Origin of the sequence: Citricoccus sp. NPDC079358, assembly GCF_040702545.1 — a bacterium.
GTDB lineage: Bacteria > Actinomycetota > Actinomycetes > Actinomycetales > Micrococcaceae > Citricoccus.
On sequence record NZ_JBFBLI010000007.1, the window covers coordinates 36934 to 61485 of the forward strand.

General features: G+C 69.8%; 20 protein-coding genes. 13 read left to right on the forward strand and 7 right to left on the reverse strand.

Translation table 11 applies throughout. From position 1 onward, the window contains the following. Positions 1–19: 19 nt before the first annotated feature. Positions 20–961 (reverse strand): LysR family transcriptional regulator, encoded by a 942-nt coding sequence (locus AB0333_RS10285; protein ID WP_366218598.1) that lies wholly within the window; start codon positions 959–961, stop codon positions 20–22. 169 nt (positions 962–1130) lie between these two features. Between AB0333_RS10285 and AB0333_RS10290 the strand changes: the two genes are divergently transcribed. From AB0333_RS10290 to AB0333_RS10310, 5 genes are all read left to right on the forward strand, one after another. Next, positions 1131–4859, forward strand: coding sequence for a proline dehydrogenase family protein (locus AB0333_RS10290; protein ID WP_366218599.1), 3729 nt, complete (start codon positions 1131–1133; stop codon positions 4857–4859). 58 nt (positions 4860–4917) lie between these two features. Further along, positions 4918–5805 carry a helix-turn-helix domain-containing protein gene (locus AB0333_RS10295; RefSeq protein ID WP_366218600.1) on the forward strand — a complete coding sequence of 296 codons (888 nt, stop codon included), beginning with the start codon at positions 4918–4920 and terminating at the stop codon, positions 5803–5805. A 48-nt stretch (positions 5806–5853) separates the two neighbouring features. Next, positions 5854–7122: an acyl-CoA dehydrogenase family protein gene (locus AB0333_RS10300; protein ID WP_366218601.1), complete on the forward strand. Its 1269-nt coding sequence runs from the start codon at positions 5854–5856 to the stop codon at positions 7120–7122. Between the two features lie 79 nt (positions 7123–7201). After that, positions 7202–7759 carry an acyl-CoA thioesterase gene (locus AB0333_RS10305; protein ID WP_366218602.1) on the forward strand — a complete coding sequence of 186 codons (558 nt, stop codon included), beginning with the start codon at positions 7202–7204 and terminating at the stop codon, positions 7757–7759. A gap of 66 nt (positions 7760–7825) precedes the next feature. Then, positions 7826–9802 carry an FMN-binding glutamate synthase family protein gene (locus AB0333_RS10310; RefSeq protein ID WP_366218603.1) on the forward strand — a complete coding sequence of 659 codons (1977 nt, stop codon included), beginning with the start codon at positions 7826–7828 and terminating at the stop codon, positions 9800–9802. Positions 9803–9814: 12 nt separating this feature from the next. Here AB0333_RS10310 and AB0333_RS10315 read toward each other — a convergent pair whose 3' ends face one another. Beyond that, complete coding sequence (locus AB0333_RS10315; RefSeq protein ID WP_115932134.1) at positions 9815–10720, reverse strand: LysR substrate-binding domain-containing protein; 906 nt, start codon at positions 10718–10720, stop codon at positions 9815–9817. Between the two features lie 37 nt (positions 10721–10757). Continuing rightward, entirely contained in the window at positions 10758–12158 is a 1401-nt protein-coding gene (locus AB0333_RS10320; protein ID WP_366218604.1) for an MFS transporter, read from the reverse strand. Between the two features lie 111 nt (positions 12159–12269). Between AB0333_RS10320 and AB0333_RS10325 the strand changes: the two genes are divergently transcribed. Next, on the forward strand, positions 12270–12779 hold the full coding sequence (locus tag AB0333_RS10325; RefSeq protein ID WP_366218605.1) for a DUF3237 domain-containing protein: 510 nt from the start codon (positions 12270–12272) through the stop codon (positions 12777–12779). 9 nt (positions 12780–12788) lie between these two features. Here the strand turns inward: AB0333_RS10325 and AB0333_RS10330 are convergent, their stop codons facing one another. Next, positions 12789–13817: an Lrp/AsnC family transcriptional regulator gene (locus tag AB0333_RS10330; protein WP_366218606.1), complete on the reverse strand. Its 1029-nt coding sequence runs from the start codon at positions 13815–13817 to the stop codon at positions 12789–12791. A gap of 145 nt (positions 13818–13962) precedes the next feature. On the opposite strand from AB0333_RS10330, the gene AB0333_RS10335 reads away from it, so the two are divergent. From AB0333_RS10335 to AB0333_RS10345, 3 genes are all read left to right on the forward strand, one after another. Continuing rightward, positions 13963–14730, forward strand: a complete 768-nt coding sequence (locus AB0333_RS10335) for a DUF5058 family protein (RefSeq protein WP_366218607.1) — start codon at positions 13963–13965, stop codon at positions 14728–14730. Positions 14731–14850: 120 nt separating this feature from the next. Continuing rightward, complete coding sequence (locus AB0333_RS10340) at positions 14851–15570, forward strand: hypothetical protein (protein WP_366218715.1); 720 nt, start codon at positions 14851–14853, stop codon at positions 15568–15570. A 178-nt stretch (positions 15571–15748) separates the two neighbouring features. Continuing rightward, entirely contained in the window at positions 15749–16924 is a 1176-nt protein-coding gene (locus AB0333_RS10345) for an amidohydrolase (RefSeq protein WP_366218716.1), read from the forward strand. Positions 16925–17004: 80 nt separating this feature from the next. Here AB0333_RS10345 and AB0333_RS10350 read toward each other — a convergent pair whose 3' ends face one another. Together AB0333_RS10350 and AB0333_RS10355 are read right to left on the reverse strand one after the other, a co-directional pair. Beyond that, on the reverse strand, positions 17005–18075 hold the full coding sequence (locus AB0333_RS10350; protein WP_366218609.1) for an amidohydrolase family protein: 1071 nt from the start codon (positions 18073–18075) through the stop codon (positions 17005–17007). Between the two features lie 43 nt (positions 18076–18118). Further along, positions 18119–19174: an ABC transporter substrate-binding protein gene (locus AB0333_RS10355; protein WP_366218610.1), complete on the reverse strand. Its 1056-nt coding sequence runs from the start codon at positions 19172–19174 to the stop codon at positions 18119–18121. 163 nt (positions 19175–19337) lie between these two features. Here AB0333_RS10355 and AB0333_RS10360 point away from each other — a divergent pair, with 163 nt between their 5' ends. The 3 genes from AB0333_RS10360 to AB0333_RS10370 all read left to right on the forward strand — a co-directional run bounded on the left by AB0333_RS10360 (position 19338) and on the right by AB0333_RS10370 (position 21897). Continuing rightward, positions 19338–20096, forward strand: coding sequence for an IclR family transcriptional regulator (locus tag AB0333_RS10360; RefSeq protein WP_366218611.1), 759 nt, complete (start codon positions 19338–19340; stop codon positions 20094–20096). Next, positions 20093–21331: an MFS transporter gene (locus AB0333_RS10365; protein WP_366218612.1), complete on the forward strand. Its 1239-nt coding sequence runs from the start codon at positions 20093–20095 to the stop codon at positions 21329–21331. The genes AB0333_RS10360 and AB0333_RS10365 overlap by 4 nt, the downstream gene beginning before the upstream one ends. Before the next feature lie 74 nt (positions 21332–21405). Further along, positions 21406–21897 (forward strand): hypothetical protein, encoded by a 492-nt coding sequence (locus AB0333_RS10370; RefSeq protein WP_366218613.1) that lies wholly within the window; start codon positions 21406–21408, stop codon positions 21895–21897. On the opposite strand, the gene AB0333_RS10375 is transcribed toward AB0333_RS10370, so the two are convergent. Beyond that, a complete protein-coding gene (locus AB0333_RS10375) occupies positions 21872–23095 on the reverse strand; it encodes an MFS transporter (RefSeq protein ID WP_366218614.1) in 1224 nt (407 codons plus the stop codon). The two genes, AB0333_RS10370 and AB0333_RS10375, sit on opposite strands and share 26 nt — an antisense overlap. 116 nt (positions 23096–23211) lie before the next feature. Here AB0333_RS10375 and AB0333_RS10380 point away from each other — a divergent pair, with 116 nt between their 5' ends. Beyond that, positions 23212–24546, forward strand: a complete 1335-nt coding sequence (locus tag AB0333_RS10380; protein WP_366218615.1) for an MFS transporter — start codon at positions 23212–23214, stop codon at positions 24544–24546. Positions 24547–24552 lie beyond the last annotated feature (6 nt).

Here is a 24552-nt window from a genome sequence, read left to right on the forward strand (position 1 = left end):
GGTCGCGACCTGTTCGTTATCAGCCGGTCTCAGCATCCAGCGGCTGCGCCGCCTCCTCCAAGGCGGCACGGACGGCGACGACGGCCGGAGACCGAGCCGACGAGGATCGGATGGACGTGAAGACGGTGCGCAACGGCCGCCCGGGCAGGGAGATCCGGCGCAGCCGCTGAGGGTGGTCCACCAGGGTCAGGCCGGGCAGCAGTGCCACGGCATTGCCGGACTCGACGAGCTTCACGTGGGACTGCAGGTCCGCCGAGACGAAGCGGACGTCCGGCTCGTGGCCGGCAGACCGGATCAGCTGCTCGGCCCAGTGCCGGGTGGCCGTGCCCCGCGGCTCCATGACCCAGGGCAACGGCCGGTGCTGCAGCAGGGTGGCCAGTTCCTCCCCGGCCGGCAGGGGCTGGCCGTCGATCGTGAGCGCGGCCGGAACGGCCAATTGCAGCTCGTCCTTCACCAACTGGCGGCGGTCCAGACCCGGCCAGTGCGGTGCCGAATGTCCGGGATACTGTTCGGCGACCACCACGTCGAAGTCCCGGGCCCACGTCTCATGCAGCGCGCGCTCCGGCTCGTACTGGACCATCTCCAGCCGCAGAGCGGGATGGCGCTCACGCAGCAGGGACAGGGCCGGCGGGATCAGGACGAGGGCCGCGGACTGGAACACCGCCAGGCGCACGCGCCCACTGATGGCGCCACCGGCCGATCCGGCTGAGATGAGAGCTGTCTCGGCTTCCTCGAGGGCACCGAGGATCGGCTCCACCCGTTCCACGAGGGCCATCGCCGCTTCCGTGAGTTGCACGTTCCGCCCGACTCGGCGCAACAACTCGGTCTTGGTCTCCCGCTCCAGCAGGGACAACTGTTCGGAGACGGAGGAGGGGGCCAGGTTCATGGCCCGGGCTACCGCGGAGATCGTGCCCCGGATGGACAGTTCACGCAGGAGGACGAGGCGGCGGACGTCCAACATGACTCAGGCCTTTCACGAGGGATCGGATCGGGTGCGTGGGGATCGGGTGGGCGGAGGGTGCAAGGGCCGGAGGCCACCGGCACGCCCCAGAAACAGTTCGGATCAACCGAACAATACTCCCCGGAAACGTTCGCTAGTCACGCACAGTGCGAGGGAGAACAATGACAGCATGACGTCCCACCCCGTTGATCGCTCCGCCCAACCCGCAAACCCAGCCATCCCGGATCCCGAGGAATTGCGCGCACTGGCCCCGGCCGCCGTCGAGCAGGTCCGGACCTGGCTCCGGGAGGCCCGGAAGCACCCCTCGAACTTCTCGGCCAAGCAGCTGGCGGGCGTACTGAAGGACCCGGCGGGGCTGGACTTCACGGTCGGCTTCGTGGACCGGGTGGTGCGCCCCGAGGACCACCGGATCGCCGCGGAGGCGCTCGCGGACCTGGCGCCCCAGACGCCCGGCTTCCTGCCGTGGTACATGAAGTCGGCCATGAGCCTGGGCGGCCGGCTGGCCCCCGCCGTGGCCCCGATCGCCGTGCCGGCGGCCCGCAAGGTCCTGCGCGAGCTGGTCTCCCACCTGATCGTGGACGCCACGGACGCCAAGCTCGGCCCGGCCATCGCCAAGCTGAGGACCGAGGGCATCCGCTTGAACATCAACCTGCTCGGCGAGGCCATCCTCGGCCAGCGGGAGGCCGACCGCCGGATGGACGGCATCCGCACCCTGATCGAGCGGGATGACGTGGACTACGTCTCCGTCAAGGTCTCCGCCGCCACCGCCCCGCACAGCGCCTGGGCGTTCAACGAGGCGGTCGAGGAGGTCACCGCGCACCTCCTGCCGCTCTACGAGCTCGCCGCCTCCCAGGGTGCTGCCGATGGACCCACCGGCACCGGCCCCACGTTCATCAACCTGGACATGGAGGAATACCACGACCTGGACATGACCCTGGCCGTGTTCATGCGCCTGATGGACAATCCCGCGCTCCAGGACCTCGAGGCCGGGATCGTGCTGCAGGCCTACCTGCCGGACGCCCTCGATGCCATGATCCGCCTGCAGGAGTTCGCCGCACGCCGTGTGGCCGCCGGCGGTGCCCCGCTCAAGGTCCGCGTGGTCAAGGGCGCCAACCTGCCCATGGAGCAGGTCCAGGCCTCCGTCACCGGCTGGCCCGCCGCCACGGTGCCCTCCAAGCAGGCCGCCGATACCAACTACAAGCGCGTCCTGAACTACGCCCTCACGCCCGAGCACACCCGCAACGTGCGGATCGGCGTGGCCGGGCACAACCTGTTCGACATCGCGCTGGCCTGGCTGCTGGTGCAGGAACGCGGGCTCACCACGCAGTGGGAGCAGGGTGGCCGCAGCCCGGACGTCGAGTTCGAGATGCTGCTGGGCATGGCCACCGGTCAGGCCGAGGCCGTCCGCCAGGACGTCGGCTCGCTGCTGCTCTACACGCCGGTGGTCCACCCGCACGAGTTCGACGTGGCCATCTCCTACCTGATCCGCCGCCTCGAGGAGGGGGCCAGCCAGGAGAACTTCATGTCCGCCGTCTTCGAACTGGACACGGATCCGGCACTCTTCGCCCGTGAGCAGGACCGCTTCGTGGCCTCGCTCGAGGACCTGGACACCGCCATCCCGACGCCGGCCCGCACTCAGAACCGGCAGGCTGCGGCTCTCGACGTGGCGCGCGGCCCGGTGCCGGAGCCCGTGGACGGCTTCGCCAACACCCCGGACACCGACCCGTCGCTCGCGGCAAACCGCGACTGGGGGCAGTCCATCACCGCCAACATCCCGGGATCCACGCTCGGCACCGAAACCGTGGCCGCCGCCACGGTGACCTCACCGGACCAGGTGCAGGCCGCCGTCGGGAAGGCCGTTGCGGCGGGCGATGCCTGGGCGAGCCTGACCGGAGCCGAGCGGGAGCGCGTGCTGGGCGCCGTGGCCGATTCCCTCGAGGCGCACCGAGCGGACCTGCTCGAGGTGGCGGCCGCCGAGACCGGCAAGACGCTGGACCAGGGTGATCCGGAGGTCTCCGAGGCCATCGACTTCGCGCGGTACTACGGCCGGCTGGCCCGCGGGCTCGACGAGGTGCCCGGCGCCCAGTTCCACCCGTCCAAGCTCGTGCTCGTCATCCCCCCGTGGAACTTCCCCGTGGCCATCCCGACGGGCGGCGTGCTCGCCGGGCTGGCCTCTGGGGCTCCTGTGGTGTTCAAGCCGGCCCCGCAGTCGGTCCGGACCGGGGCCGTCGTCTTTGAATCCATTCGTGAGGGCCTTGTGGCTGGACTCACCGCCCTGGACGGCGTCAGTGCCGAGGAGGCCGGGACGCTCGCCTCGGACGTGGTGAGCTTCATCAGCATCGATCCGGAGCAGGAGGCCGAGCTTGGTGAGGGACTCATCGCGCACCCGGACGTGGAGCGGGTCATCCTGACCGGCGGCTACGAGACGGCCAAGCTGTTCCGTTCCTTCCGCCCGGACCTGCCGCTGCTCGCCGAGACCTCCGGTAAGAACGCGGTCATCGTGACCCCGAGTGCCGATCTGGACCTGGCCGCCAAGGACGTGGTGACCTCCGCGTTCGGCCACGCCGGGCAGAAGTGCTCGGCATCCTCCCTGGTGATCCTCGTCGGCTCCGTGGCCACCTCCCCGCGCTTCCACCGCCAGCTGGTGGACGCCGTGAACTCCCTGACCGTGGGCTACCCGGAGGACCCGCGCTCGCAGATGGGCCCCGTGATCGAGGTCCCGGGGGAGAAGCTGCAGCGGGGCCTGACCGAGTTGGGCACCGGAGAGACCTGGGCACTGGAACCGCGTCAACTGGACGGGACCGGGCGGCTCTGGAGCCCCGGCATCCGTGCCGGGGTCCGCCCGGGCTCGGACGCGCACCTCACCGAGTACTTCGGGCCCGTGCTCGGCGTGATGACCGCTGAGACGCTCGAGGACGCCATCGAGCTCGTCAACGCCGTGGACTACGGCCTGACCTCCGGAATCCACTCCCTGGACCCGGACGAGATCGGGACCTGGCTGGAGACGGTGAATGCCGGCAACCTCTACGTCAACCGCGGCATCACCGGCGCGATCGTCCGACGCCAGCCCTTCGGTGGCTGGAAGCGCTCCGCCGTCGGCGCCGGCACCAAGGCGGGTGGCCCGCACTACCTGCATGGACTGGGGTCCTGGACGGACGCCCCGGCAGCCGCTTCTCCGGCCACAGACCTCCTGCCTAGCCACAGCGACAATCAGGCTGACTCGGCAGGATCGGTGTGGGCCGACGCCGCAGGTCTGGATGCCGAGGACCGCGCATGGCTGGCCGGCGCCGCCGGCCTGGACGAGCAGGCGTGGAACGAGGGCTTCGGCCTGGCCACGGACATCTCCGGACTGATGGCGGAGCGCAACGTGCTGCGCCACCGTCCGGTCCCGGTGACCATCCGCTGGGAGTCTGGCCCGCTGGTGCACCTGCTGCGCGTGATCATGGCCGGCCGTCGGACCGGGGCACCGCTCACGGTGAGCGTGGCGGAGGAACTGCCGGCCGGCGTCGGGCAGATCTTGGCCGGGGATCCGCAGGTGGAGGTGCGGATCGAGGACACGGTGGCGTTCCACGCCCGGGCCGCGCAGCTGACCCAGCTGCCGCCGTCGGCGCCCTCCGGCGGCGACCCGCGCATTCGCCTGGTGCTGGACTGGAGCGAGTCCGGTTCAGGGGCCGGGTCGCGTTCCCGAACCGGGGCTGAGGCAGGGGCCGAGGCGTCCCGTGCGGCCGTGCTGGCCCTGCATGAGGCCCTTGACGGTTCGCCGGACGTGGCCGTCTACGCAAATCCCGTGGTCTCGGCCGGCGATGTGGAGCTGCTGCCCTTCGTGCATGAGCAGGCCATCTCGATCACGGCCCACCGCTTCGGCACCCCGGACCATCTGACCGACCACCTGCTCTGACCACTCCGGATGGGAGTGTAGGGGGGAAGGCGGGGCGGGGCTGGATAGAGTCGGGCGCATGACTCTAGAACCTGCGCAGTCCCGATCCGTCGAGGTCCGATCCCTGGTGGTCGAGGCCGCCGTGGAGCTCTTCAGCGAGCGGGGCTTCGAGGCCACCAGCGTGGACGACCTGGCACGCGCCGCCGGGCTGTCCCGCTCCACGTACTTCCGTCAGGTCGGTGGCAAGGAGGACGCAGTCTTCGCGGACCACCCGCCGCTGATCGAGGAGCTCGCCGCGTGGATGGACGAGCAGCAGAGTGACCCCTGGACCACCGTGTGCGCCGCCTCGGAGCGGGTCTTCGCGCACCTGTCCGAGGACCTGGAGTTGGCGCGCCGCCGGTACGCCGTGGTCGGCGGGGTGCAGGCCCTGCGCGACCGCGAGATCGTCACGGAACGCCGCTACGAGCAGCTCTTCTCCGGGCATCTGCGCCGGACCGTGCCCGGCCTGGAGCCCGTGGACGCCATCGGCTTCGCCGCCCTCGTCACGGCCACCCACAACCACTTCCTGCGCCAGGCCGTCCGCAGCGGTGGCGACGAGGGCAATGGTGACAGTGGGGATATGGAGGGCAGCGGGGGCACTGCCGGCAACGGTGACAGGGAAGCGGGCGCCCAGGTCACCGCGCGGTACGCGGAGGCGCTGGACCGTGCGCTGGCCATGGTCCGGCTGCGTTTCGGGGTGGGTTCTCCGGCGGATGCCGAGACGGGGGCCGGTCCGGGACATGCACCGCACCCCGCGGACGACGCCGGCGCGGCAGCGGGTGCGGACCTCGCCGACGGCTCCGGCCGGGTTCCGGACCCCGCCCTCGTGCCCGGCCAGGTGGTGGTCGCCAGCTTTCCCACGACGATGCCCTCGGGCGAGGTGCTGCGCCGAGTCCGCCAGGCGCTGGAGTCGAACGCCTCCAGTTGAAATTGAGTGCCACTGGATCTGACACGCAGTCCCACCTATGCTGAGGGGATGACCGAGATCCCTGCCCGCACCGAGCGTGCGCCCGACGCCGCCGGATCACCGTTCCCCGGCGCCACCGAACCCGCCTATGACGTCACCAGCCCGCTGGACATCGACTACTACGGCGCCTTCCGGGCCATCCCCGCCGCGGACCGCGAGATCTGGGAGCGGACGCGCAAGGCTGCCACCGCCGTCGCTGATCAGATGGCTGAGGGCTGGGACCGTCATGAATACCCGATCGAGGCGGCCACCAGCCTCGGGCGCCACCAGCTGTTCAACGATGGGCTGACCCACCCGGACCTGGAGCAGTTCTCCCCGCTGGCCACCGGCCTGGTCAACATGGAGCTCTCCCGCGTGGATGGCTCCCTGGGCACCGTGCTGGCGGTCCAGGGTGGGCTCGCCTTGCGCACCCTCGTGTACTTCGGCAGTCAGGAGCAGCAGGAGCGGTACGTGAAGCGCATCGCCTCGGGGGAGGTGCTCGGATCCTTTGCTCTGACCGAACCGGACCACGGTTCCGACTCCTCGGGACTGGCCACCCGGGCCACCCGCACCGGGGCCGGCTGGGTGCTGCGGGGCGCCAAGAAGTGGATCGGCAACGGGGCCTCGGGCGGCGTGACCTTCGTCTGGGCGCGCGTGGACTCGGAGGGCGAGGAGGACCACGGAGCGGTCCGCTGCTTCCTCGTCCCGCAGGAGACCCCGGGCTACCGGGCCGAGGTCATCGCCGGCAAGGGTGCGTTGCGTGCCATCGACCAGGCTCTGATCCACCTGGATGACGTGGAACTGCCTGCGGAGGCCCTGCTGCCCGGCGCGCACTCGTTCAAGGACACCTCCAGGGTCCTCTATGCCACCCGCGCCGGCGTGGCGTGGTCCGCGCTCGGCCATGCCACGGCCTGCTTCGAGTCTGCGCTGGCCTACTCGCAACAGCGGGTGCAGTTCGGCAAGAAGCTGGCCCAGCACCAGATGGTCCAGGAGAAGCTGACCCGGTTGCTCTCCCACCTGGTGGCCATGCAGATGTACTGCGTGAACCTGGCCCACCTCGAGTCCGAGGGTCTCCTCCGGCCCACCCAGGCCTCCCTGGCGAAATACCACAACACCCGCACCGCCCGCCTGATCGCCTCCGAGGCCCGGGACATGCTCGGCGGCAATGGCATCCTGCTCGAGAACGGGGTCATCCGCCACCAGGCGGATATCGAGGCGATCCATACCTACGAGGGCACGGAGTCCGTCCAGGCTCTGCTGATCGGCCGCGACCTCACCGGGTTCAGCGCCTTCGCCTAGATCGGGTCAGCGTGCGGGTGGCCCGGCGGGTCGTCGCCCCTGTTTTACTTGTCAGTAACATTGCTGGCACGATGAGGTCATGCACCTGATCTTCCGTACCCTGCTGTTGCTCATCACCTCGCGGCGCCGCTCCAAGCTGGGCATCTGGGACAGTTCCTCGCTGCCGCTGAGGGCCCTGCCGACCGACGTGGACATCGCGGTGCACGTCAATAACGGGATGTACTTCTCCCTCATGGACCTGGGCCGCTTCGATCTGATGGTCCGTGCCGGTGTCTGGGACCTGATGCGGAAGAAGAAGTGGTCGCCGGTGGTGCAGGCCGAACAGATCGCCTTCCGGAAATCGGTGAACCTGTGGCAGCGCTATACCTTGGAGACCCGGATCATCGGCCTGGATGACAAGTCCATCTGGTTCGAGCAGCGCTTCGTGGTGGACGGCGAGGTCTACGTCAGGGCCCATGTCGCCACCCGGCTCCTTGGTCCCGACGGCCCGGTGTCCAACGAGGAGATCCTGACAGCGGTCGCCGAGGAGCTCGGTCAGCCGAAGCCAGCCGAACTCGAGTTGCCTGAATGGCTGCACGAGTGGCGCACCAACGTCGCCCTCCCGGGCTCCCGGAAGCCGGCCCCTCACCTGTGGTGACCTGAACGGGGGAGGCCGCGCGCCGCCGTCGTGCGTTCTGCCTCCCGCGGGTGCAGGATGGGAGGCATGAACAACCGCCTCCTCATCATCGGCGGGCTCACCACGCTCGTCCTCATCCTGGTCATCGCCTACCTGGTCGGGTTCTGGGCATGGATTTTCCTCTGCCTGGTCGCCCTGCTGCTCGTGGGACTCGCCATCTGGGACCTGACCCAGAAGCGGCATGCGATCCTGCGGAACTTCCCGGTGATCGGGCACATGCGGTACCTGCTGGAGTCGATCCGTCCGGAGATTCAGCAGTACTTCATCGAGCGGAACTTCGACGGCAAGCCCTTCGACCGGGATACCCGTTCGATCGTGTACTCGCGGTCCAAGGGTGCGGACGACCACAAGGCCTTCGGGACGGAGCGGGACACGGGGCGGATCGGCTACGAGTTCCTCCTGCACTCCACGGCACCCGTGGCGCCGCCGGAGAAGATCCCCACCGTGCGGATCGGCGGCCCTGACTGCCGCCAGCCCTATGACCTGTCCCTGATGAACATCTCGTCCATGTCCTTCGGCTCGCTGTCCAAGAACGCGGTGGTGGCCATGAACAAGGGGGCCGGCCTGGGCGGATTCATCCACGAGACCGGAGAGGGCGGGCTGACGAAGTACCACCGGGGCAACGGGGCGGACCTGTTCTGGGAGATCGGCTCCGGTTACTTCGGCTGCCGCACCGAGGACGGCCGGTTCAACCCGGTGAGCTTCGCGGAGAAGGCCACCCTGCCGGAGGTCAAGGGCATCACCATCAAGCTCTCCCAGGGGGCCAAACCCGGGCTCGGCGGTGTGCTGCCCGGCCCCAAGGTCACCCCGGAGATCGCCGAGGCGCGCGAGGTGCCGGTCGGCGTCGACTGCATCTCCCCGGCCTCCCATTCGGCCTTCACCACGCCCCGGGAGATGGTCCGGTTCATCGGCCGCCTGCGCGAACTCTCCGACGGCAAGCCGGTCGGCATCAAGTTCTGCGTGGGCTCCCGCACGGACGTGCTGGCCATGTGCAAGGCCATCTGGGAGGAGCGGACCGCCCCGGACTACATCATCGTGGACGGCTCCGAGGGCGGCACCGGTGCCGCCCCGCTGGAGTACTCCGACCACGTGGGCACCCCGCTGACCGAGGGCCTCATGCTGGTGCACAACGCCCTGGTCGGCACGGGGCTGCGGCACATGATCAAGCTGGGCGCGGCCGGCAAGGTCGCCACCGGATCGGACATCGTCAAACGGCTGATCCAGGGGGCCGACTTCACCATGTCCGCCCGCGCCATGATGATGGCCACCGGATGCATCCAGGCCCAGAAGTGCCACACGAACCACTGCCCCGTGGGCGTGGCCACGCAGGACCCGCGGCTCACCCGGGCGCTGGACGTGGAGGACAAGTCCAAGCGCGTGCACAACTACCAGAAGCTCACCGTCCGTGAGGCCGTGCAGATCATGGCGTCGATGGGCCTGAACCATCCGTCCCAGCTGAACACCCGCATGCTGCGCCGCCGGGTGGACCACCTCAACACCCGCTCCTACGCCTCCATCTACCACTGGCTGCGGGAGGACGAACTGCTCAACGAGCCGCCGCGCGGCTGGGCCGCCGACTGGCGGGAGGCGGACGCCGACCACTTCGGCGAGCACGCCCCCGTCGGCTACCTGACCGAGCCCGATCCGCAGTGGCGTGATGAGCTGGAAGTGCAGACCTCCGCGATGTCCCTCGGGGACCTGCGGTCCTCCCTGCGCTCCGGTGAGGCGCAACGCCCCGTCCCCACGCCGGCCGGTTCCGCCGGTGCGACTGGTTCTGCCAGCGCGGGCAGAGACCCGGGCTCGGGTACAGACTCGGCCGGCGATCGCCGTGGCGAGGGGCAGAGTGAGGGCGAGGGCGAACCGCGTTCCGAGGGTCGCCCGCCCGAGCGGAATGCCGAGGAGAAGGACCTCGACGGCGCCCGGCCCCGGCGCTCCGGCTCGGACACCGGATCCACCCCCGTGGTCAGCAACGAGCCCCGGCCGGAGGGCCGGCTGGGGTCCTGACCGGCCTCGCCATCACGGCGCCGGCGCAACCTGCGGACCCAGGGCGATAGCCAGGTCCACGAAACTCCGGCCCGGGGCGGGCAGCCGCCGCCGTTCCGACCAGGCGATGGACGCCCGTTCCAGGTGGGGCTCGGGGTCCAGGGGGACGCAGGCCACCGGCAGCCCCTCATAGGAGACATCGTGCCGGGGCCGCTGGATGAAGATTGAATAGCCCAGCCCGCGGGCCACCAGGGACCGGATGAGCTCGAAGTCCGGGGACTTCATCCGCACGTTCGGGGCCGCGCCGTGGTGGGCGAAGTAGGAGAGGATGTCGTCGGAACTGGGGGAGACGTCCATCAGCAGCAGGGGCTCCGCCGCCAACTCGGCCAGGGGTGCCCGTCCCCGCTCGGCGAAGCGGTGGTCGGCCGGCAAAAGGGCATACATCGTCGTGTCGTAGAGGCGGGCGGATCCCAGTCCGGGCAGGGCATGGAGGTTGTACGCCAGGACCACGTCCAGAATGCCGAGGGAGAGCTGCTCCACCAGCTCAGCCCGGTTCCCGGTCGTCACGGAGACGGTGACGCCGGGATGCCGCGCGGCGAACTCGGACCACAACGCGGGCAGGACCGTCGGTGCCAGAGACCGGAAACAGCCGACGGCGAGGGTGCCGCCGAGCTGCCGGTCGCCGTCGGGCACCTCAAGGTCGAGGGCCTGGTCCAGCACCGAGCGCGCCCGGATGAAGAAGTCCTCCCCGGAGGCCGTGAGCACCACGCCCTCGGCCTTGCTGCGGTGGCACAGCACGGTGCCGGAGATGCGCTCGAGGGTGTCCAGGGCTTCCGTGACGGAGGTCCTGGACACCCTCAGCTGGGCGGCCGCGGCGCTGATACTGCCCGTCCGAGCCACAGCGCAGAAGTGTTCGAGTTGGCGCAGTGTCAGTCGCACCCGTTCCCGTCTTCCTGCCGGACCGGTGCCGGCGGGTTCAGCGGAGGTCGCGGCGGGCGGTCTCCGGCATCTTGATGATGACCACCACGCTAACCAGGCAGAGCACGATCATGTAGCCCACGAATAACCCGTGCATCCCGATGCTGGACAACCAGGTGTTCAGATAGGGAGCCGTGCCGCCGAAGATCGCCCCGGAGGTGGCGTAGCCGACCCCGATCAGGGTGGCCCGCAGCTTGGTCGGGACCAGCTCGGCGAAGACGGCGCCGAGCGGGGCGCAGTTCGCGGCCAGCAGCACGGAGCCGGCGGCCATGGCCAGGAAGAGCATGAACGGGCTCGGGCCGAGCATCCATTCCAGGGGGAAGGCCACGAGCGCGAAGCCGGCCGCGAAGACCATCAGCACCGGTTTGCGTCCGAAGCGGTCGGAGAGCTTGCCCATCACGGGGATGGCCACCAGGAACACGGCCTGGCCGCACAGCCCAGCCACCAGGGAGGCGTTCGGATCCATGCCGAACTCGCGGGAGGCGTAGCCGGGGGCGAAGATGAACCAGGTGTAGAAGGCCACCACGCCGGAGATCGTCAAACCGACGATCTGCAGCAGCGGCTTCCATTCACGGCCCAGTTCGGAGAGGACCTCCCGCAGGGACAGGGAGTCCACCCCCTCGCGCTCGTCGCGCTCCTTTCGCTCGGTGTGCACCTCGGACTCGTTCATGGTCTTGCGGATGTAGAGGGCGTAGACCCCGAGGACGGCTGCGACGGCGAAGGGGATACGCCAGCCGAACTCGGCCATCTGCGCCTCGGAGAGCAGGGCAGTCAGCAGCACGCCGACGCCGGTGGCGAGCATGGTGCCCACCCCCACGCCCAGCCACGGGGTGGACGCCCAGAAGCCGCGCTTGTCCTGCGGGGCGATCTCGGCCAGGTAGGTGAAGGCGCTGCCGGTCTCGCCGCCGTGGGACAATCCCTGGATGAGCCGGGCCACCAGGAGGACGACGCCGGCCCACACGCCGATCGCGTCAAAGGTCGGGGCCACGGCGATCAGCAGGGAGCCGAAGGAAGCCAGCAAGATGGCCAGGGTCAGGCTGAACTTCCGCCCCTTGTCATCCGCCAGCCGGCCGAACAGCCACCCGCCCACCGGGCGCATGAGGAAGCCGACCGCGAAGACGGCCAGCGTGGAGAGCAGGCTGGACACCGGGTCCTCGGCGCGGAAGAACTGGGCGGCGAAGAACGGGGCGAAAATCGCGTAGATGTTCCAGTCGAACCACTCCAGGGCGTTGCCGATGTTCACGGCCACGAGGTCCCGCGGGCGGCCGGCGCGCCGCGCAGCGGTGCCGGCGGCGGCCGAGGTGGTGGTGGCCGGGGCGGAGCCACGGGAGGAGACGGCGGCGGGGTCCGGGGAGGGGCCGCCCGAGGCGCGGGGCTGCGAAGCGGTGATGTGATCCATAACACCTCATGGTGCCCCCGACCGTTGGCGATCTCAACGGAATTCGCTGTGCATCGGATGCACGGAGGATGTGCATGGCGTCCGCGGGGAGCCGGCCCTAGCGTGGTGGTCATGCCCCAGACCTCTGCCGCCGCCTCCGGACGCCTCGACACCACTGCCGGCCCCACCCCGCCCCGACTCGAGTTCCTGGCCACCGTGGCGGTCGACGTGGCCGAACCCGTGGAGGTCGGAAGGACCCATCGGGGCCTGCGCCGCGTCATCCCGATCTCCGGAGGCACCGTCACCGGGCCCGGGCTGAACGGACGCATCCTGCCCGGCGGCGCGGACTTCCAGCTCATCCAGTCGGACACGGCCTCGGACCTGGATGCCCGGTACGTCATCGAGACCGACGACGGCGACCGGCTCTACGTCATGAACGCCGCCTATCGCACCGGCTCGGCCGAGGACATCTCCGCCCTGGCCCGCGGTGAACGGGTGCCCGCCGAACGGATCTACTTCCGCTGCGCGCCCCGCTTCGAGGTGGCCGGCGAGACCTGGTCCTGGCTGGAGTCCACCGTGGTCATCGGCTCCGGCCGCCGCGAACCCGACCGGGTCATCATCGACCTGTGGACGGTCTGCTGACCGGTTTCATCAATCCCAGTGGTGGCCCACCTCGACGAAGTCCTCCCGGCGCCGCCCGTCGGCGTCCAGGTGCCACCCGGCACGTTTGGGGATGTTCGAGATGATGACGGTCTCGCGGATCTCCAGGCGGAGCAGCTTCTCTGAAGCCCGCCGCTCCAGGGCCATGATGTCCGTGGGCGATCGGTGCCACATCATGAACATGAAGTTGGAACGGCCCGTCGTCGAGGCGCACAGCCGCAGGGCGCCGAGCCCCGCTAGTTCGGCGGCTGCCGCATCGTGGTCGGCGGCCGGGAGCCGGGCGAACCACTGGCACATCACGGGGTAGCCCGTGGCCCGGTGGGACACGTCGCAGCGAAAGCTCAGGGTGCCGGAGTCCAGCACCCGCTGGAGCCGGCGTCGAGCCGTGGCCGGGTGCAGACCGGTGGCCTCCGCGACCTGTGCCGCGGTGGCCCGGCCGTCGCGGCCAAGCACGCGCAGGATGGCACCGAAGGACGGCGGTGGGGGGCCCGGGTGCGCCTCGGGTGTCGGCGGCGGGTCGGCGGCCGCGCGGAGCGCGCGCCGCTGCTGGGGACTGAGAGCATCGAGCTCCCAGTTGGCCGCGGTGCGGTGCAGGCGGGTGCAGAACGTGGACTCGTACCCGGACAGATGGGGAATGTCCTCAAGCTGTGGATAGACGATCTCCGTGAGCTGGGTCGGCTCGGGGGAGATGACGGTCAACATGAAGTCCCGGTCCCGGTGGCATTCCTCCACCGAGAAGACCTCCGGAATCCTGCCGATGGCCTCCGCGACCTGTTGCCGGTGGCCCGGTTGGCACCGGACGTCATGGAAGGACAGGGCCATCTGGTCCGGGTGTCCCAGCGGGTGGGCGGTGATCCAGGCGGAGCCGCTTTGTTCGAGCCGGCGCCACCGGGCGGCCAGTGAGGTCGGATGCTGCTCGAGGACCTCGCCCAAGACCGTCCATGGCAAACGCGGCCCGATCTGCAGGGCATGGACCAGTTGGAGATCGCCTTCGTCCAGGAGGCGGGGCGCTTTGTTCATGATGTGCCTCTAACCTCCGATGAGTGTGAATTTCCTGCGATTTCTCGTGAAGTGATGTAGCGCACATCACAATGGTAGCGACGAAGTGCATCAAACAAGTTCCGAGCTCCGAGCCGGAACCGACCTCACGAATTGAAGGATCGCCATGATCTCAGCAGCAAGCGCGGCCGCTGCCCCGGCCGCCGACCCGAACGGCGTGCTGGCCCTGGCCAACATGCCCGTCCTCTGGATCTGTGCCCTGGGCGTCTTCCTCGTCATCGCCGTCCAGTCGGTGATCTACATGATGGCCGCCCGCAAGGCGGCGCCGGCTGCCGGCCTCAGTCAGCAGGAACTAAAGACCACCTTCCGGACCGGGGCCATCGCCGCGATCGGCCCCTCGCTGGCGGTGGTCCTCGTCGCCGTCGCCCTGCTCGCCCTGTTCGGCACCCCGGCCACCCTGGTCCGCATCGGCTTGATCGGGTCGGTGCAGTATGAGACGGCCGCGGCCAGCATCGCCGCCGGGACAGTCGGCGCGGAGCTGGGCGGCCCCTCCTATGACCAGCAGGCGTTCGCCATCATGTTCTTCGCCATGAGCCTGGGCGGGGCCATGTGGATGCTCGCCACCCTGATCCTCACACCCCTGCTGAAGAAGGGCGAACACCGCATGGCCAAGGTCAACCCGGCCCTCATGACCGTGGTCCCGGCGGCCGCCCTGCTCGGTGCCTTCCTCTCCCTCGGCTTCGCCGAGGTGCCCAAGAGCTCGGTGCACCTGATCACCCTGGCCGCCTCGGCTCTCGTGATGGGAGTGTGCCTGCTGCTGGCCCGACTGCCGGGGATGCGGTGGCTGCGCGAGTGGGGATTGGGCATCGCCATCCTGCTCGGCCTCGCCGCCGCCTACCTCGCCCAGTCCGCCGGGCTCGCGCCGGCCGCCTGAGCCGGGCCGTCCCGCCCACCCCCTTGATCCCCTCCATCGCCAGGAGTCCCGATGACCGCACCATCCCCCACCGCCAGTGCCACCTCCGCCACCTCCACAACCTCCGCGTCGCCGGGCAGCATGGCCGAATTCGATGCCACCACCTCGCGGTGGGGCCGGCTGACCATGCTGGCCGGGCTGGTCTTCTCCCTGGCCGGCCCGCTCTACCTGGTCTTCTTCGCCGACCTCGGCGTGACCGCCACCGCCCTCTTCACCGCCTTCGCCGCCGTCGCCGGAACCTTCTTCGTCATCTGGATCATCGAGCCGATCACCTATTTCCCGATCCTGGGCCCGGCCTCGATGTACCAGGCCTTCATGATCGGCAACATCTCGAACAAGCTGCTGCCCTCCGCCCTGATCGCCCAGGCGCGGATCGGTGCCAAGCCCGGTACGCACCGCGGCGGGCTCGCGGCCGTCATGGCGATCTGCGGTGCGGCCTTCGTGCATCTGCTCTCCCTCCTCGTCTTCGTGGGGATCCTCGGCACCTGGCTCATCAGTGTCATCCCGGAGTCCGTCACAGACGTGGTCCGGGTGTACGTCCTGCCCGCCGTGCTGGGCGCGGTCATCATCCAGGCCATCGTCTCCCTGAAGCAGGTCCGCGCCACCGCGGTGGCCGCGGTGGTGGCCGCCTTGGTGCAGTTCGTGCTGGTGCCCCTGGTGCCCGCCCTGGGCATGGCCGCCACGGCGATCTCCGTGATCGTCACCCTCGTGATCGGCTGGTACGTGCGCAAACGCGAGCCCTTCGAGCCGGCGGTTTCCGCGTCCGGAACGGCCGAGCCGGGCGACTCCGCGTCGGCCTGACCGCTCTGCCGGTTCGTCCCCGGCCGACTTCCTCCATACCTCGCCGAACCCTCCCCCTCCTCGCCAAACCCTCCCTCTCCTCGCCAAAACCTCCCGAAAGGCCACGATGCAGTCCCAGACCCACCTCGATCCGTCCGACACCGACCACCCGGAGATCCCGGCCGAGCTGCGCCAGCGCATGCTCGCTTTCTACCGGCATCTGCATGCTCATCCGGAGCTGTCCATGCAGGAGCACGCCACGGCGGCGTTCATCGAGGCGCACCTGGACACGCTGGGCATCGAACACTTCCGCTGCGGTGGCACCGGCGTGGTGGGCGTGCTGCGCAACGGCGCCGGGCCCGTCGTCGGGTTCCGGGCGGACACGGACGGCTTGCCGATCCAGGAGGACTCCACGGTTGACTACCGCAGCACCGCCCGTGGCACCCTGGCCGACGGCACCGAGGTTCCGGTGATGCACGGCTGCGGCCATGACACCCACGTGGCCGCGCTGATGACCGCCACCGAGGTGCTGGCTGCCCGGCGAGAGACCTGGTCCGGAACGGTCGTGCTGATCTTCCAGCCCGGGGAGGAGACGGCGGCCGGCGCACAGGCGATGGTGGAGGACGGCCTCTGGGACCGCGCCCCGCACCCGGAGATCATCTTCGGCCAGCACGTCATGCCGGGTCTGGCCGGGACGGTCGAGGTGGTCGGTGGGCCCGCCATGGCCTATGCGGACTCCTGGAAGGTCACCCTGCGAGGGGAACAGTCCCACGGCTCCCAGCCGGAGAACTCGATCGATCCCATCGTGCTCGGCGCCCACATCGTCACGCGGCTGCAGGGGATCGTCTCCCGGGAGATCTCCGCCCGTGAGTCCGCTGTGGTGACGGTCGGCACCTTCCATGCCGGGCTCAAGGAGAACATCATCCCGGACTCCGCCGAGTTCACCCTCAACGTCCGCACCATGGACGACGAGGTGCGCACCACGGTGCTGGCCGCCCTCCGACGCATCATCTCCGCCGAGGCGCAGGCCTCCGGAGCACCCGAGCCGGTGATCGAGGAGCTCTACCGCTTCCCCCGCAATTTCAACGACCCGGACGCGACGGCGGAGCTCGTCGAGACCTTGCGCGGAGCCCTCGGCGCCGAGAAGGTGAAAGACGGCCAGCCCAAGATGGGTTCGGAGGACTTCGGAATCCTCCCCGGCGCGTTGGGAGTGCCCTCCGTGTTCTGGTTCTTCGGGGGATTCGACGCCCAGGCCGTGGACTCCGGTTCCATGCCGGTCAACCACTCGCCCCGGTTCGTCCCCGTCCCCGAGCCCACCCTGTGGACGGCGGCGACGGCGGCGCTCGCCGCCCTGCGCTCGAAACTCGGTTCCTGATCCTGCCGCCCTACTTTCAGTCGGGTTGGGGTGGGTGCCGGGCGAAAACACCCCCCCACTCGACTCGAAGCGTGTGTGGGTCAGGAACCGAGGTCCAGGTTGAACACCCGGGTGGCGATGCCCTCGAAGAACTCGAACTTCTCCTCCGCCGAGATCGGCAGGTTGTCCTGCAGGGTCACCTCGGCCGGCTCGTACTGGTAGGGGTAGTCCATCGCGTACATCACGCGGTCGGCGCCCATCATCTGCCGCACGAACATCACCTCGTCCTGCCACGGCATGCCGCTCGTGGTGATCCAGACATTGCGGCGGATGTACTCAGAGGGCTTCATCGGCAACGGCTTCACATGCGGGTAGCGACCCGTGGCCACCTGCTTGCCGTACATGTAGTCGATCCGGTTCAGCCAGAACGGGACGGCCTCCCCGAGGTGGCCGACCACCATCGTCAGGTTCGGGAAGCGCTCGAACACCCCGGAGACCACCAGCCGCATCAGATGCAGGCCGGTCTCCACCCCGAAGCCGTACATCGAGCCGTCCAGGCCGCGGTCATGCAGCGGCTTGAACAGGCTGGCCGAGGGGGCGTTGGGGTGCAGGTAGACCGGCACCCCGAGCGCCTCGGCGGCCTCATAGAAGGGCAGGAACTCGTCCGTGTCCGTGTACCGGTCCCGCACGTGGGAGTTCAGGATGGCGCCCTTCAGGCCCAGTCGCGTGACGGCCCGCTCGAGCTCGGCGGCGCCGGCGTCGGGCGCGGTGAAGGGCACGGCGGCCAGGCCGGAGAAGCGGTCGGGCCGGTTCCGGACGATCTCGCCGAGCTGGTCGTTGGCCAGCCGGGCCAGGTCGGTCGCCTGCACCGGGGGGAGCGGGTTGGTGCCCGGGGCGGTCAGGGACAGGATCTGATGGTCGACGCCGGCCGCGTCCATCTCCTGCAGGCGCACCCCCTCGGTGTCCGTCATGCGCTCGCGGATGAATCGCGGACGGTCGCCGTCGTTGAGGACGTAGTAGCCCATGAGGCTCATGAACCCCGGATCGTCCTCCGGGTGGTCGCCGAGGATCCCCCGGAACAGGTCGAACATCTCCGGCGGTGCCCAGGCCTCCTCCGTGGCGATGCGCCGGTAGGGGCGGGGTGCGGGTTGGGCGGTCGTGTCACTGGTCATGTGCTGGATCCTCGGGTCTCTCCGGTGGGGTGGCAGGGGTGGCTTAGTCAGAGGGCGCGGTGACGATGTCCTCGACGTTGATCTCCTCGTCGATCAGCCCGTACCGGACCATGCGCTCGTTGAGGAACTTCAGGGTCTCCAGGTCCACCGAGGCGTCCCAGGCGGGCAGGTGGATCTGGCCGGCGAGGTCGGGCTCGATCGTGGTGACCTCGGGCAGCGCCTCGCGGAAGGCGTCCGGGTCTTCGGCGATGGCCTGTCCGGTGGCACTGATGCCCCGCTGGAACGCCTCCACCGTCTCCGGGTTCTCGGCGGCGTACTCCTCGGAGGTCATGTACGTGCCCACCATCATGTTCGGCCGGGACTCGGCGTAGGGGCTGGCCACCTCCGTGGCGCCCTGGTCCACGGCCATGGTGACGAACGGTTCGATCAGCAGGGCTGCGTCGACCTGCCCGTTGGCCAGGGCCGGGAGCATGTCCGAGAAGCCCATCTCGGCGAACTTGACCTGGGTGCGGTCGGCGCCCGCATCCTCCATCAGCGTCATGATGACCACGTCGTTGATGTTCTCCAACGTGTTGACCGCAATCGTGGCGCCCTCCAGGTCCTCGACCTCCTCGACCCCGCTGGAGGCGGAGGCCATGATGCGGGCGAAATCGTCCTCGGGATCCTCCATGGTGCGGGTGCCGGCGGCCACGATGATGATGGGGAGGCCCTTGCTGGCGGCCAGGATGGCACTGACGGTGTTCGAGCCGGCGAACTGGGTCTCTCCGTTGACCACGGCCGGCACGGCCGCGGCACCGCCGATGCTGACATCGACCGTGACGTCCAGGCCCTCCGCCTCGAAGTAGCCCTCGTTCACCCCGTACTGCAGGAAGGCCGACGGCATGCCGGCGGTGTCCGCCACCCGGACCTCCGTGGCGCCCGCGGGCCCGGCCGTGCCGGTGGCGGTGCCCTCGGCCGGCGACCCGGTTCCGCCACTGGACTCCTGGCCTGAGGTGCCGCCATCACCGCAGGCGGCCAGCAGCAAGGGTGCTGCCAGCAGTGGTGCCAGCCAGCGGCTGCGGCGCCGGGTGCTCGTCCCTGTCCTCGCGGTGGTTCTCATCGGGGCTCCTGACTCGTGTGACTCGTGCTGGTCTGGCAGGCCCAGCTGCTGTGGATGACGTCGGTGTTTCCAGAAGCGTAGGATGCAGGAGCGCCAGGCGGAACGATCAGGTCAAATGTTCTGCTGTACGGAACGATTACCGCCCAGGGACGAGGAGGATGCCATGACGGAGATCAGGTCTGTGGTCCACGCACTGACCGTGGTGGACCGTGTCATGGCGGAGGGAGGTGTCCGCGTGCGGGAGATCGCGGAGGACCTCGGCATCGCCCCGTCCAGCGCACACCGCCTCCTGGGCACGCTGGCCTCGCGGGGCTATGTGGTCCAGGACCCCTACAGCCGCGTCTACCGGCCGGGGGCCGCCCTGCTCTCCCTGGCCGGTGGTGTGGTGGAGAACCGGGAGATCCGGCGTGCGGCCCACCGGCCCATGGAGTCCCTCGCCGCGGCCACGGGGGAGTCGGTCTCCTTGTCCGTGCTGGTCCGTTCCGAGGTCGAGTTCGTCGACGGCATCGAGTCCGCGCATGTCCTCCGGGCCTCTCCTCGCATCGGCGCCCGGATGCCGGCGTACGGCACGGCCGGAGGCCGGGTGATGCTGGCGGATCTGGCCCCGGCCGACGTCGCCGGAATGTTCGGCGGTGGCCTGAAGAAGCTGACGGACCACACCGTGGACACCGTGCCGGACCTGACGGGGATGCTGGCTAGAATCCGACAGGCCGGTTACGCGGTGTCCCGAGGCGAGAGCACGGAGGGGATCTCCGCCGTCGCGGTGCCACTGCGGGAGGTCACCGGGCGCACCGTGGCCGGCCTGGCCGTGGTGGCCCCCACGGAGCGGCTGCCGGACGCCGGGCTGTCGGTCCTCATCGACCAGCTACAGCAGGCCGCTGAGGCGTTTTCCACCGCTCTAGGGAATCGAGGAATGGAGTGAGCCAGTCAAGTCCGGCACCGGAACCTGAGGTGCCGAAAGCCGGCGCGGCGCTGTTGACCGTACTGCTCATCGCCATGGGCGTGGGCCCGCTGCTCAACTACGGGCTCTCGGCGACCTCGGACCTGCTGATCCAGGAACTCGGTGTCTCGGCCGGCCAGTTCGGTCTCCTCGTGACGGTGCTGTTCGTCAGTGCCGCCGTCTCCTCCATGGTGATCGGGCGGCTCGCCGACGTCCTCAGCATCCGCAGCCAACTGGTCTTCAACTACGGCGGAACCGTGCTGGCACTGCTGGTCTCGTCCCTCGGCCCGCAGTACTGGACCTTGATCGTGGCGTGCGTCCTCGTCGGCCCGGCACAGGTGATCGCCAACCCGACCACCAACCGCGTCATCTACTCGGCCGTGCCCGCCGTCAAGCGGGCCGGGTGGATCGGGGTCAAACAGTCCGGGGTCCAGGCCAGCCAGCTGGTGGCCGGGTTGCTCTTCCCCGCCGCGGCCCTCTGGGCCGGTTGGTCGGGTGCCGCGCTGGCCGCCGCCACGGGGGTGCTGGTGCTGCTGTGGTGGTCGCTGCGCCACATCCCACCGGAGGATCCCACGGACTGGTCGGCCGTCCGGGGTGTCCTCGCGGCTCGGTTCCGGCGCCGGCGACCTGGCTCGACGGCATCCCTGCCGGTCCAGGTCTGGCTGTTCACCGCCGTCGCCTTCTTCTCGGGCATGGGCACCCAGGCCACCAACGTGTACCTGCCGCTCTTCGCGGTGCGGGACCACGGCTACAGCCTGCTCATCGGCGGCCTCGCCGCCGGCCTCTCCGGCGTGGTGGGCGTGGCCAGCCGCATCTACTGGGGCCGTGCCCTGGGCGCTGGACGCCGGCCGGGCACGCTGCTGCTGCTGATCTCCTCCGGGGCCCTGCTCGGGATGGCCTGCATGGCCACCTCATCCCTGTGGAACCTGCCCGCCCTGTTCTGGGCCGGGGTCGTCCTGCACGGGTTGACCGTGCTGGGCACCAACGTGGTCGTCAACGCGGGGACCATGCAGGCGGTGGACGCCACCCGGATCGGTGCCGCCAGCGGAACCACGACCATGGGCATGTACGCGGGCTTCGCCGTCGGGCCCGTGGGGATGGGTGCGATCGTGGAGCTGACCGGCGGGTTCGTCCTCGGCTGGGTGCTGGTCGGCGTGGCCTATGCCGTGCTGCTCGGCCTGGCGGTGGCCATGGTCCGCACCACCCGGCGGGGCTGAGTCGGGTGGGGCTGAGTCGGGCGGGGCTGACCGGCCGGCGAGCTGCAGGCCACGGACGGACCTAGCATGAGGGCATGGACACTTCCGACGCCGGCCGGCACCCGGCCGTCCGCTCCGTCACCGGCCCGCTGTGGGCGCGGTCCTTCCTCCTGGTCATCCCAGCCGTCTGGCTGGGGCTGGTCCTCGGGATCTCCCTGATCGAGGCGCCCTTGAAGTTCACGGCGCCGGGCATCACCATTCCGCTCGGGCTGGGCATCGGCCGCCGGGTATTCATGGCCATGAACATCGTGGAGGTGGTCCTCGCGGTCCTGTTGCTCGTGGCCATGTGGCGGACGGTGGGCCGCCCGGGCCGGCAGCGGCTGTGGATCCTCGGCGGTGCCGCGGCCGGGGTGCTGGCTGTCAAGATGCTGGTGATCAAGCCCTTCCTCAACATCCGCACCGACGCGGTTCTGGCCGGTGACCTCGCCGCCGGCTCCACCACGCACTACTTCTATATCGCGGCCGAGGTGGGTCTGCTGGCGGCTCTCGTGGCGCTGCTGATCACCGCGGCACGCTCCGTGCTGTAGCGCCGCCGGCGCTGCGGCGGCCATGGGCGAACCAGTAGACCACCATGGCCAGCACGAGGAAGCCGGACAGCATCAGGTACATCCCGGAGAACCCGGTGGCCGGCAGCAGGGCGCCCAGCAGCACCGGGCCCACGCCGGTGCCGATGTCCAGCATGAGGAAGTACGTGGAGGTGGCCACGCCGATCTGGAAGGGTGGCACGACGGTGGCGGCCACCGACTGCAGCGACGTCAACAGGGCTCCGAAGCCGAGGGCGCATAGGGCGGCGGCCACCAGGAACCCGCCGTCGGCCGGCCAGAGCGCCAGCACCGCCAGGCTGGCCACGAAGCACGCCAGCAGGGGAAACACCACCGCGTTGTCACCATGCCGGTCCTGCAGGTTCCCCACCACGAAGCGCGAGAGGACGAGGACCACGGCGTAGACCACGAAGTAGGCACTGGCAATCGTGGAACTGATGCCCTGTTCCTGGGCATAGCCGTTGAGGAAGGCCAGCACCCCGGAATAGGCCAGCCCGCCCATGAGCATTACGAGGGACACGGGCAGGGCCCTCAAGGAGATCACGCCCCGCACGGTGAACCGCGGGGGTCCGGCGACCTGCTGATGATGCTGTGCCCGCGGCAGCCGCACCACCAGGCCGGCCACGAGGCCGCAGACGGAGAAGGCCGTGCACACGTAGAACAGCGAGTCGAAGCCGAACCGATCCGTGAGTTGGAAGGCCAGCAACGGCCCCAGGGCGGTCCCCACCGTGGTGGACGTGCCGAACCAGCCGGTTCCCTCGCTGCGGCGCGTGGGCGGGATCATGCCCTGGACCGCGGTGGCGAGCACTGTGTTGGCCGCGCCGAACGCCAGCCCGTGGACCAGGCGGACGACGATCAACAGGCCGAGACCATCGGCCAGCAGGTACAGGGCGGAGGCGATGAGGAAGAGCATCAGACTCGTGACGAGAACCCTCTTGCGCCCGATGATCTCCATGGCCTGGCCGGTGACCAGGCGGGACACCACGGCGCCCAGAACGAAGGCACTGACCGCCAGACCGGACAACATGTCCGTCGCCTGGAACTCATTCACGGCGTAGAGGGCCATCGCCGTCACCAGCAGGTAGAACACCATGGCCAGGAACAGGTTGGTCACGGCGGCCAGGATGAAATTCCGGCTCCACAGCAGCCGCGGAGGCTGCGGGACGCTGGAGGCGGAGGACACGGAAAAGACCGGCTTTCTGAGGTGGGAGAGGGGCCCCGGCGAGGGCAGGGCCGTCATCATTCTAGTCCGGGGCCATGCGCCCGGACCGGGCCCGAGCGAGGACTACTCTGGAGATCATGGCAAACCGCGGAAACCTGACCTGGCTCTGGGTCATGATCGCCGCAGCCGTCCTCACCCAGACCGCCCTGAACCTGCTGCGGCCCGTCACGAGCTACAAGCTGTTGGCCTTGGGCGCCGGGGAGACCACCGTCGGCCTGGCCACCGCCGCGTATGCCATCCTCCCGTTGGTGTTCGCGATGTCCCTGGGACGGCTCAGCAGCCGGCTGCCCACCCTGCGCGGCATGATCGCTGTGGGGGCACTGGTCCTGGGACTGGGCGGCGTCGGACTCGCCTTCGGCTCCACCGTCGCCGTGCTGATGGTGTCCTCGGCGGTGCTCGGCATGGGCCATCTGCTGTTCACCATCGCCGGCCAGACCGTGATCGGCCGGCGATCCGCCCCGGAGAACATGGACGCCGCCTTCGGGTGGTTCACCGCCGCCTTCTCCGTGGGACAGATGTCCGGACCGCTGATCTCCGGGCTGATCCTGGGCAACGCCACGCTCAGCGAGGCCACCCACAGTGCGGAGTTCGCCGGCCGCATCGATGGGGCCCTGTGGCTCGGCGCGGCCTGCTCCCTGCTCGCCGTGCCCGTGATGTACCTCATGCGGGCTGACGGCGGCCGCCGCTCCCGGCACCCGCCTGCCGAACCCGTGCAGGAGCCGGGGGATCAGACGCCCGCTCTGGGTGACGAGAACGCCGGGCCCGCCGGACCGGCGTCGGACACCGAGAATCCAGGGGGCGCTGAATCCGGAAGCACGGCGGGGCCGGGGAAGCCGACGATGCTGGCCATCTGGCGGGTCCCGGGGATCCCCTCGCACATGATGGCGTCCTTGGCCCTGCTGGCGATGCTGGACATCCTCACGGCGTTCATGCCGCTGGTCGGCGAAGCGGCCGGGGTCTCACCGTTCTGGGTGGGCCTGCTGCTGGCCGTCCGCGGCGGAGCCTCGTTCGTGTCCAGGATCGTGCTTCCGTGGTTGTCCGGACGGTGGCGGCGGCACCACCTCGTGCTCGTGTCCCTCTTCGCGTCCGCCGTGGCCCTGGGCTTCGTGCCCCCGGCCCTGGAGGGGTGGCACGCCGTCTGGCTGGCCGTGGTGCTCATGGCGGTCGGCGGTTTCGCCCTGGGCATCGGGCAGCCGCTGACCATGTCCTTGGTGTCCCAGGCCGTGCCCACGACGTGGCGCGGACCAGCACTGGCGTTCCGGCTGGTCGGCAACCGGGTGGGTCAAGTGGCGATGCCGGTGGTGGCCGGACTGGCCGCGGCACCCCTCGGGCCTGCCGGTGGCATCTGGTGCGCCTGTCTGATCCTGGCCGCTTCCGGCACGGAGAGACTGGTCTCCGGCCGGAAGCGCTAGCAGGAC

What these genes read in the sequence shown, in the direction of transcription:
- AB0333_RS10330 (WP_366218606.1), bottom strand. Translation starts at nt 13,817, where the DNA reads ATGAACAAAGCGCCCCGCCTCCTGGACGAAGGCGATCTCCAACTGGTC.
- AB0333_RS10290 (WP_366218599.1), top strand. Translation starts at nt 1,131, where the DNA reads ATGACGTCCCACCCCGTTGATCGCTCCGCCCAACCCGCAAACCCAGCC.
- AB0333_RS10350 (WP_366218609.1), bottom strand. Translation starts at nt 18,075, where the DNA reads ATGACCAGTGACACGACCGCCCAACCCGCACCCCGCCCCTACCGGCGC.
- AB0333_RS10355 (WP_366218610.1), bottom strand. Translation starts at nt 19,174, where the DNA reads ATGAGAACCACCGCGAGGACAGGGACGAGCACCCGGCGCCGCAGCCGC.
- AB0333_RS10370 (WP_366218613.1), top strand. Translation starts at nt 21,406, where the DNA reads ATGGACACTTCCGACGCCGGCCGGCACCCGGCCGTCCGCTCCGTCACC.
- AB0333_RS10305 (WP_366218602.1), top strand. Translation starts at nt 7,202, where the DNA reads ATGCACCTGATCTTCCGTACCCTGCTGTTGCTCATCACCTCGCGGCGC.
- AB0333_RS10380 (WP_366218615.1), top strand. Translation starts at nt 23,212, where the DNA reads ATGGCAAACCGCGGAAACCTGACCTGGCTCTGGGTCATGATCGCCGCA.
- AB0333_RS10320 (WP_366218604.1), bottom strand. Translation starts at nt 12,158, where the DNA reads ATGGATCACATCACCGCTTCGCAGCCCCGCGCCTCGGGCGGCCCCTCC.
- AB0333_RS10345 (WP_366218716.1), top strand. Translation starts at nt 15,749, where the DNA reads ATGCTCGCTTTCTACCGGCATCTGCATGCTCATCCGGAGCTGTCCATG.
- AB0333_RS10335 (WP_366218607.1), top strand. Translation starts at nt 13,963, where the DNA reads ATGATCTCAGCAGCAAGCGCGGCCGCTGCCCCGGCCGCCGACCCGAAC.
- AB0333_RS10285 (WP_366218598.1), bottom strand. Translation starts at nt 961, where the DNA reads ATGTTGGACGTCCGCCGCCTCGTCCTCCTGCGTGAACTGTCCATCCGG.
- AB0333_RS10310 (WP_366218603.1), top strand. Translation starts at nt 7,826, where the DNA reads ATGAACAACCGCCTCCTCATCATCGGCGGGCTCACCACGCTCGTCCTC.
- AB0333_RS10325 (WP_366218605.1), top strand. Translation starts at nt 12,270, where the DNA reads ATGCCCCAGACCTCTGCCGCCGCCTCCGGACGCCTCGACACCACTGCC.
- AB0333_RS10340 (WP_366218715.1), top strand. Translation starts at nt 14,851, where the DNA reads ATGGCCGAATTCGATGCCACCACCTCGCGGTGGGGCCGGCTGACCATG.
- AB0333_RS10300 (WP_366218601.1), top strand. Translation starts at nt 5,854, where the DNA reads ATGACCGAGATCCCTGCCCGCACCGAGCGTGCGCCCGACGCCGCCGGA.
- AB0333_RS10295 (WP_366218600.1), top strand. Translation starts at nt 4,918, where the DNA reads ATGACTCTAGAACCTGCGCAGTCCCGATCCGTCGAGGTCCGATCCCTG.
- AB0333_RS10360 (WP_366218611.1), top strand. Translation starts at nt 19,338, where the DNA reads ATGACGGAGATCAGGTCTGTGGTCCACGCACTGACCGTGGTGGACCGT.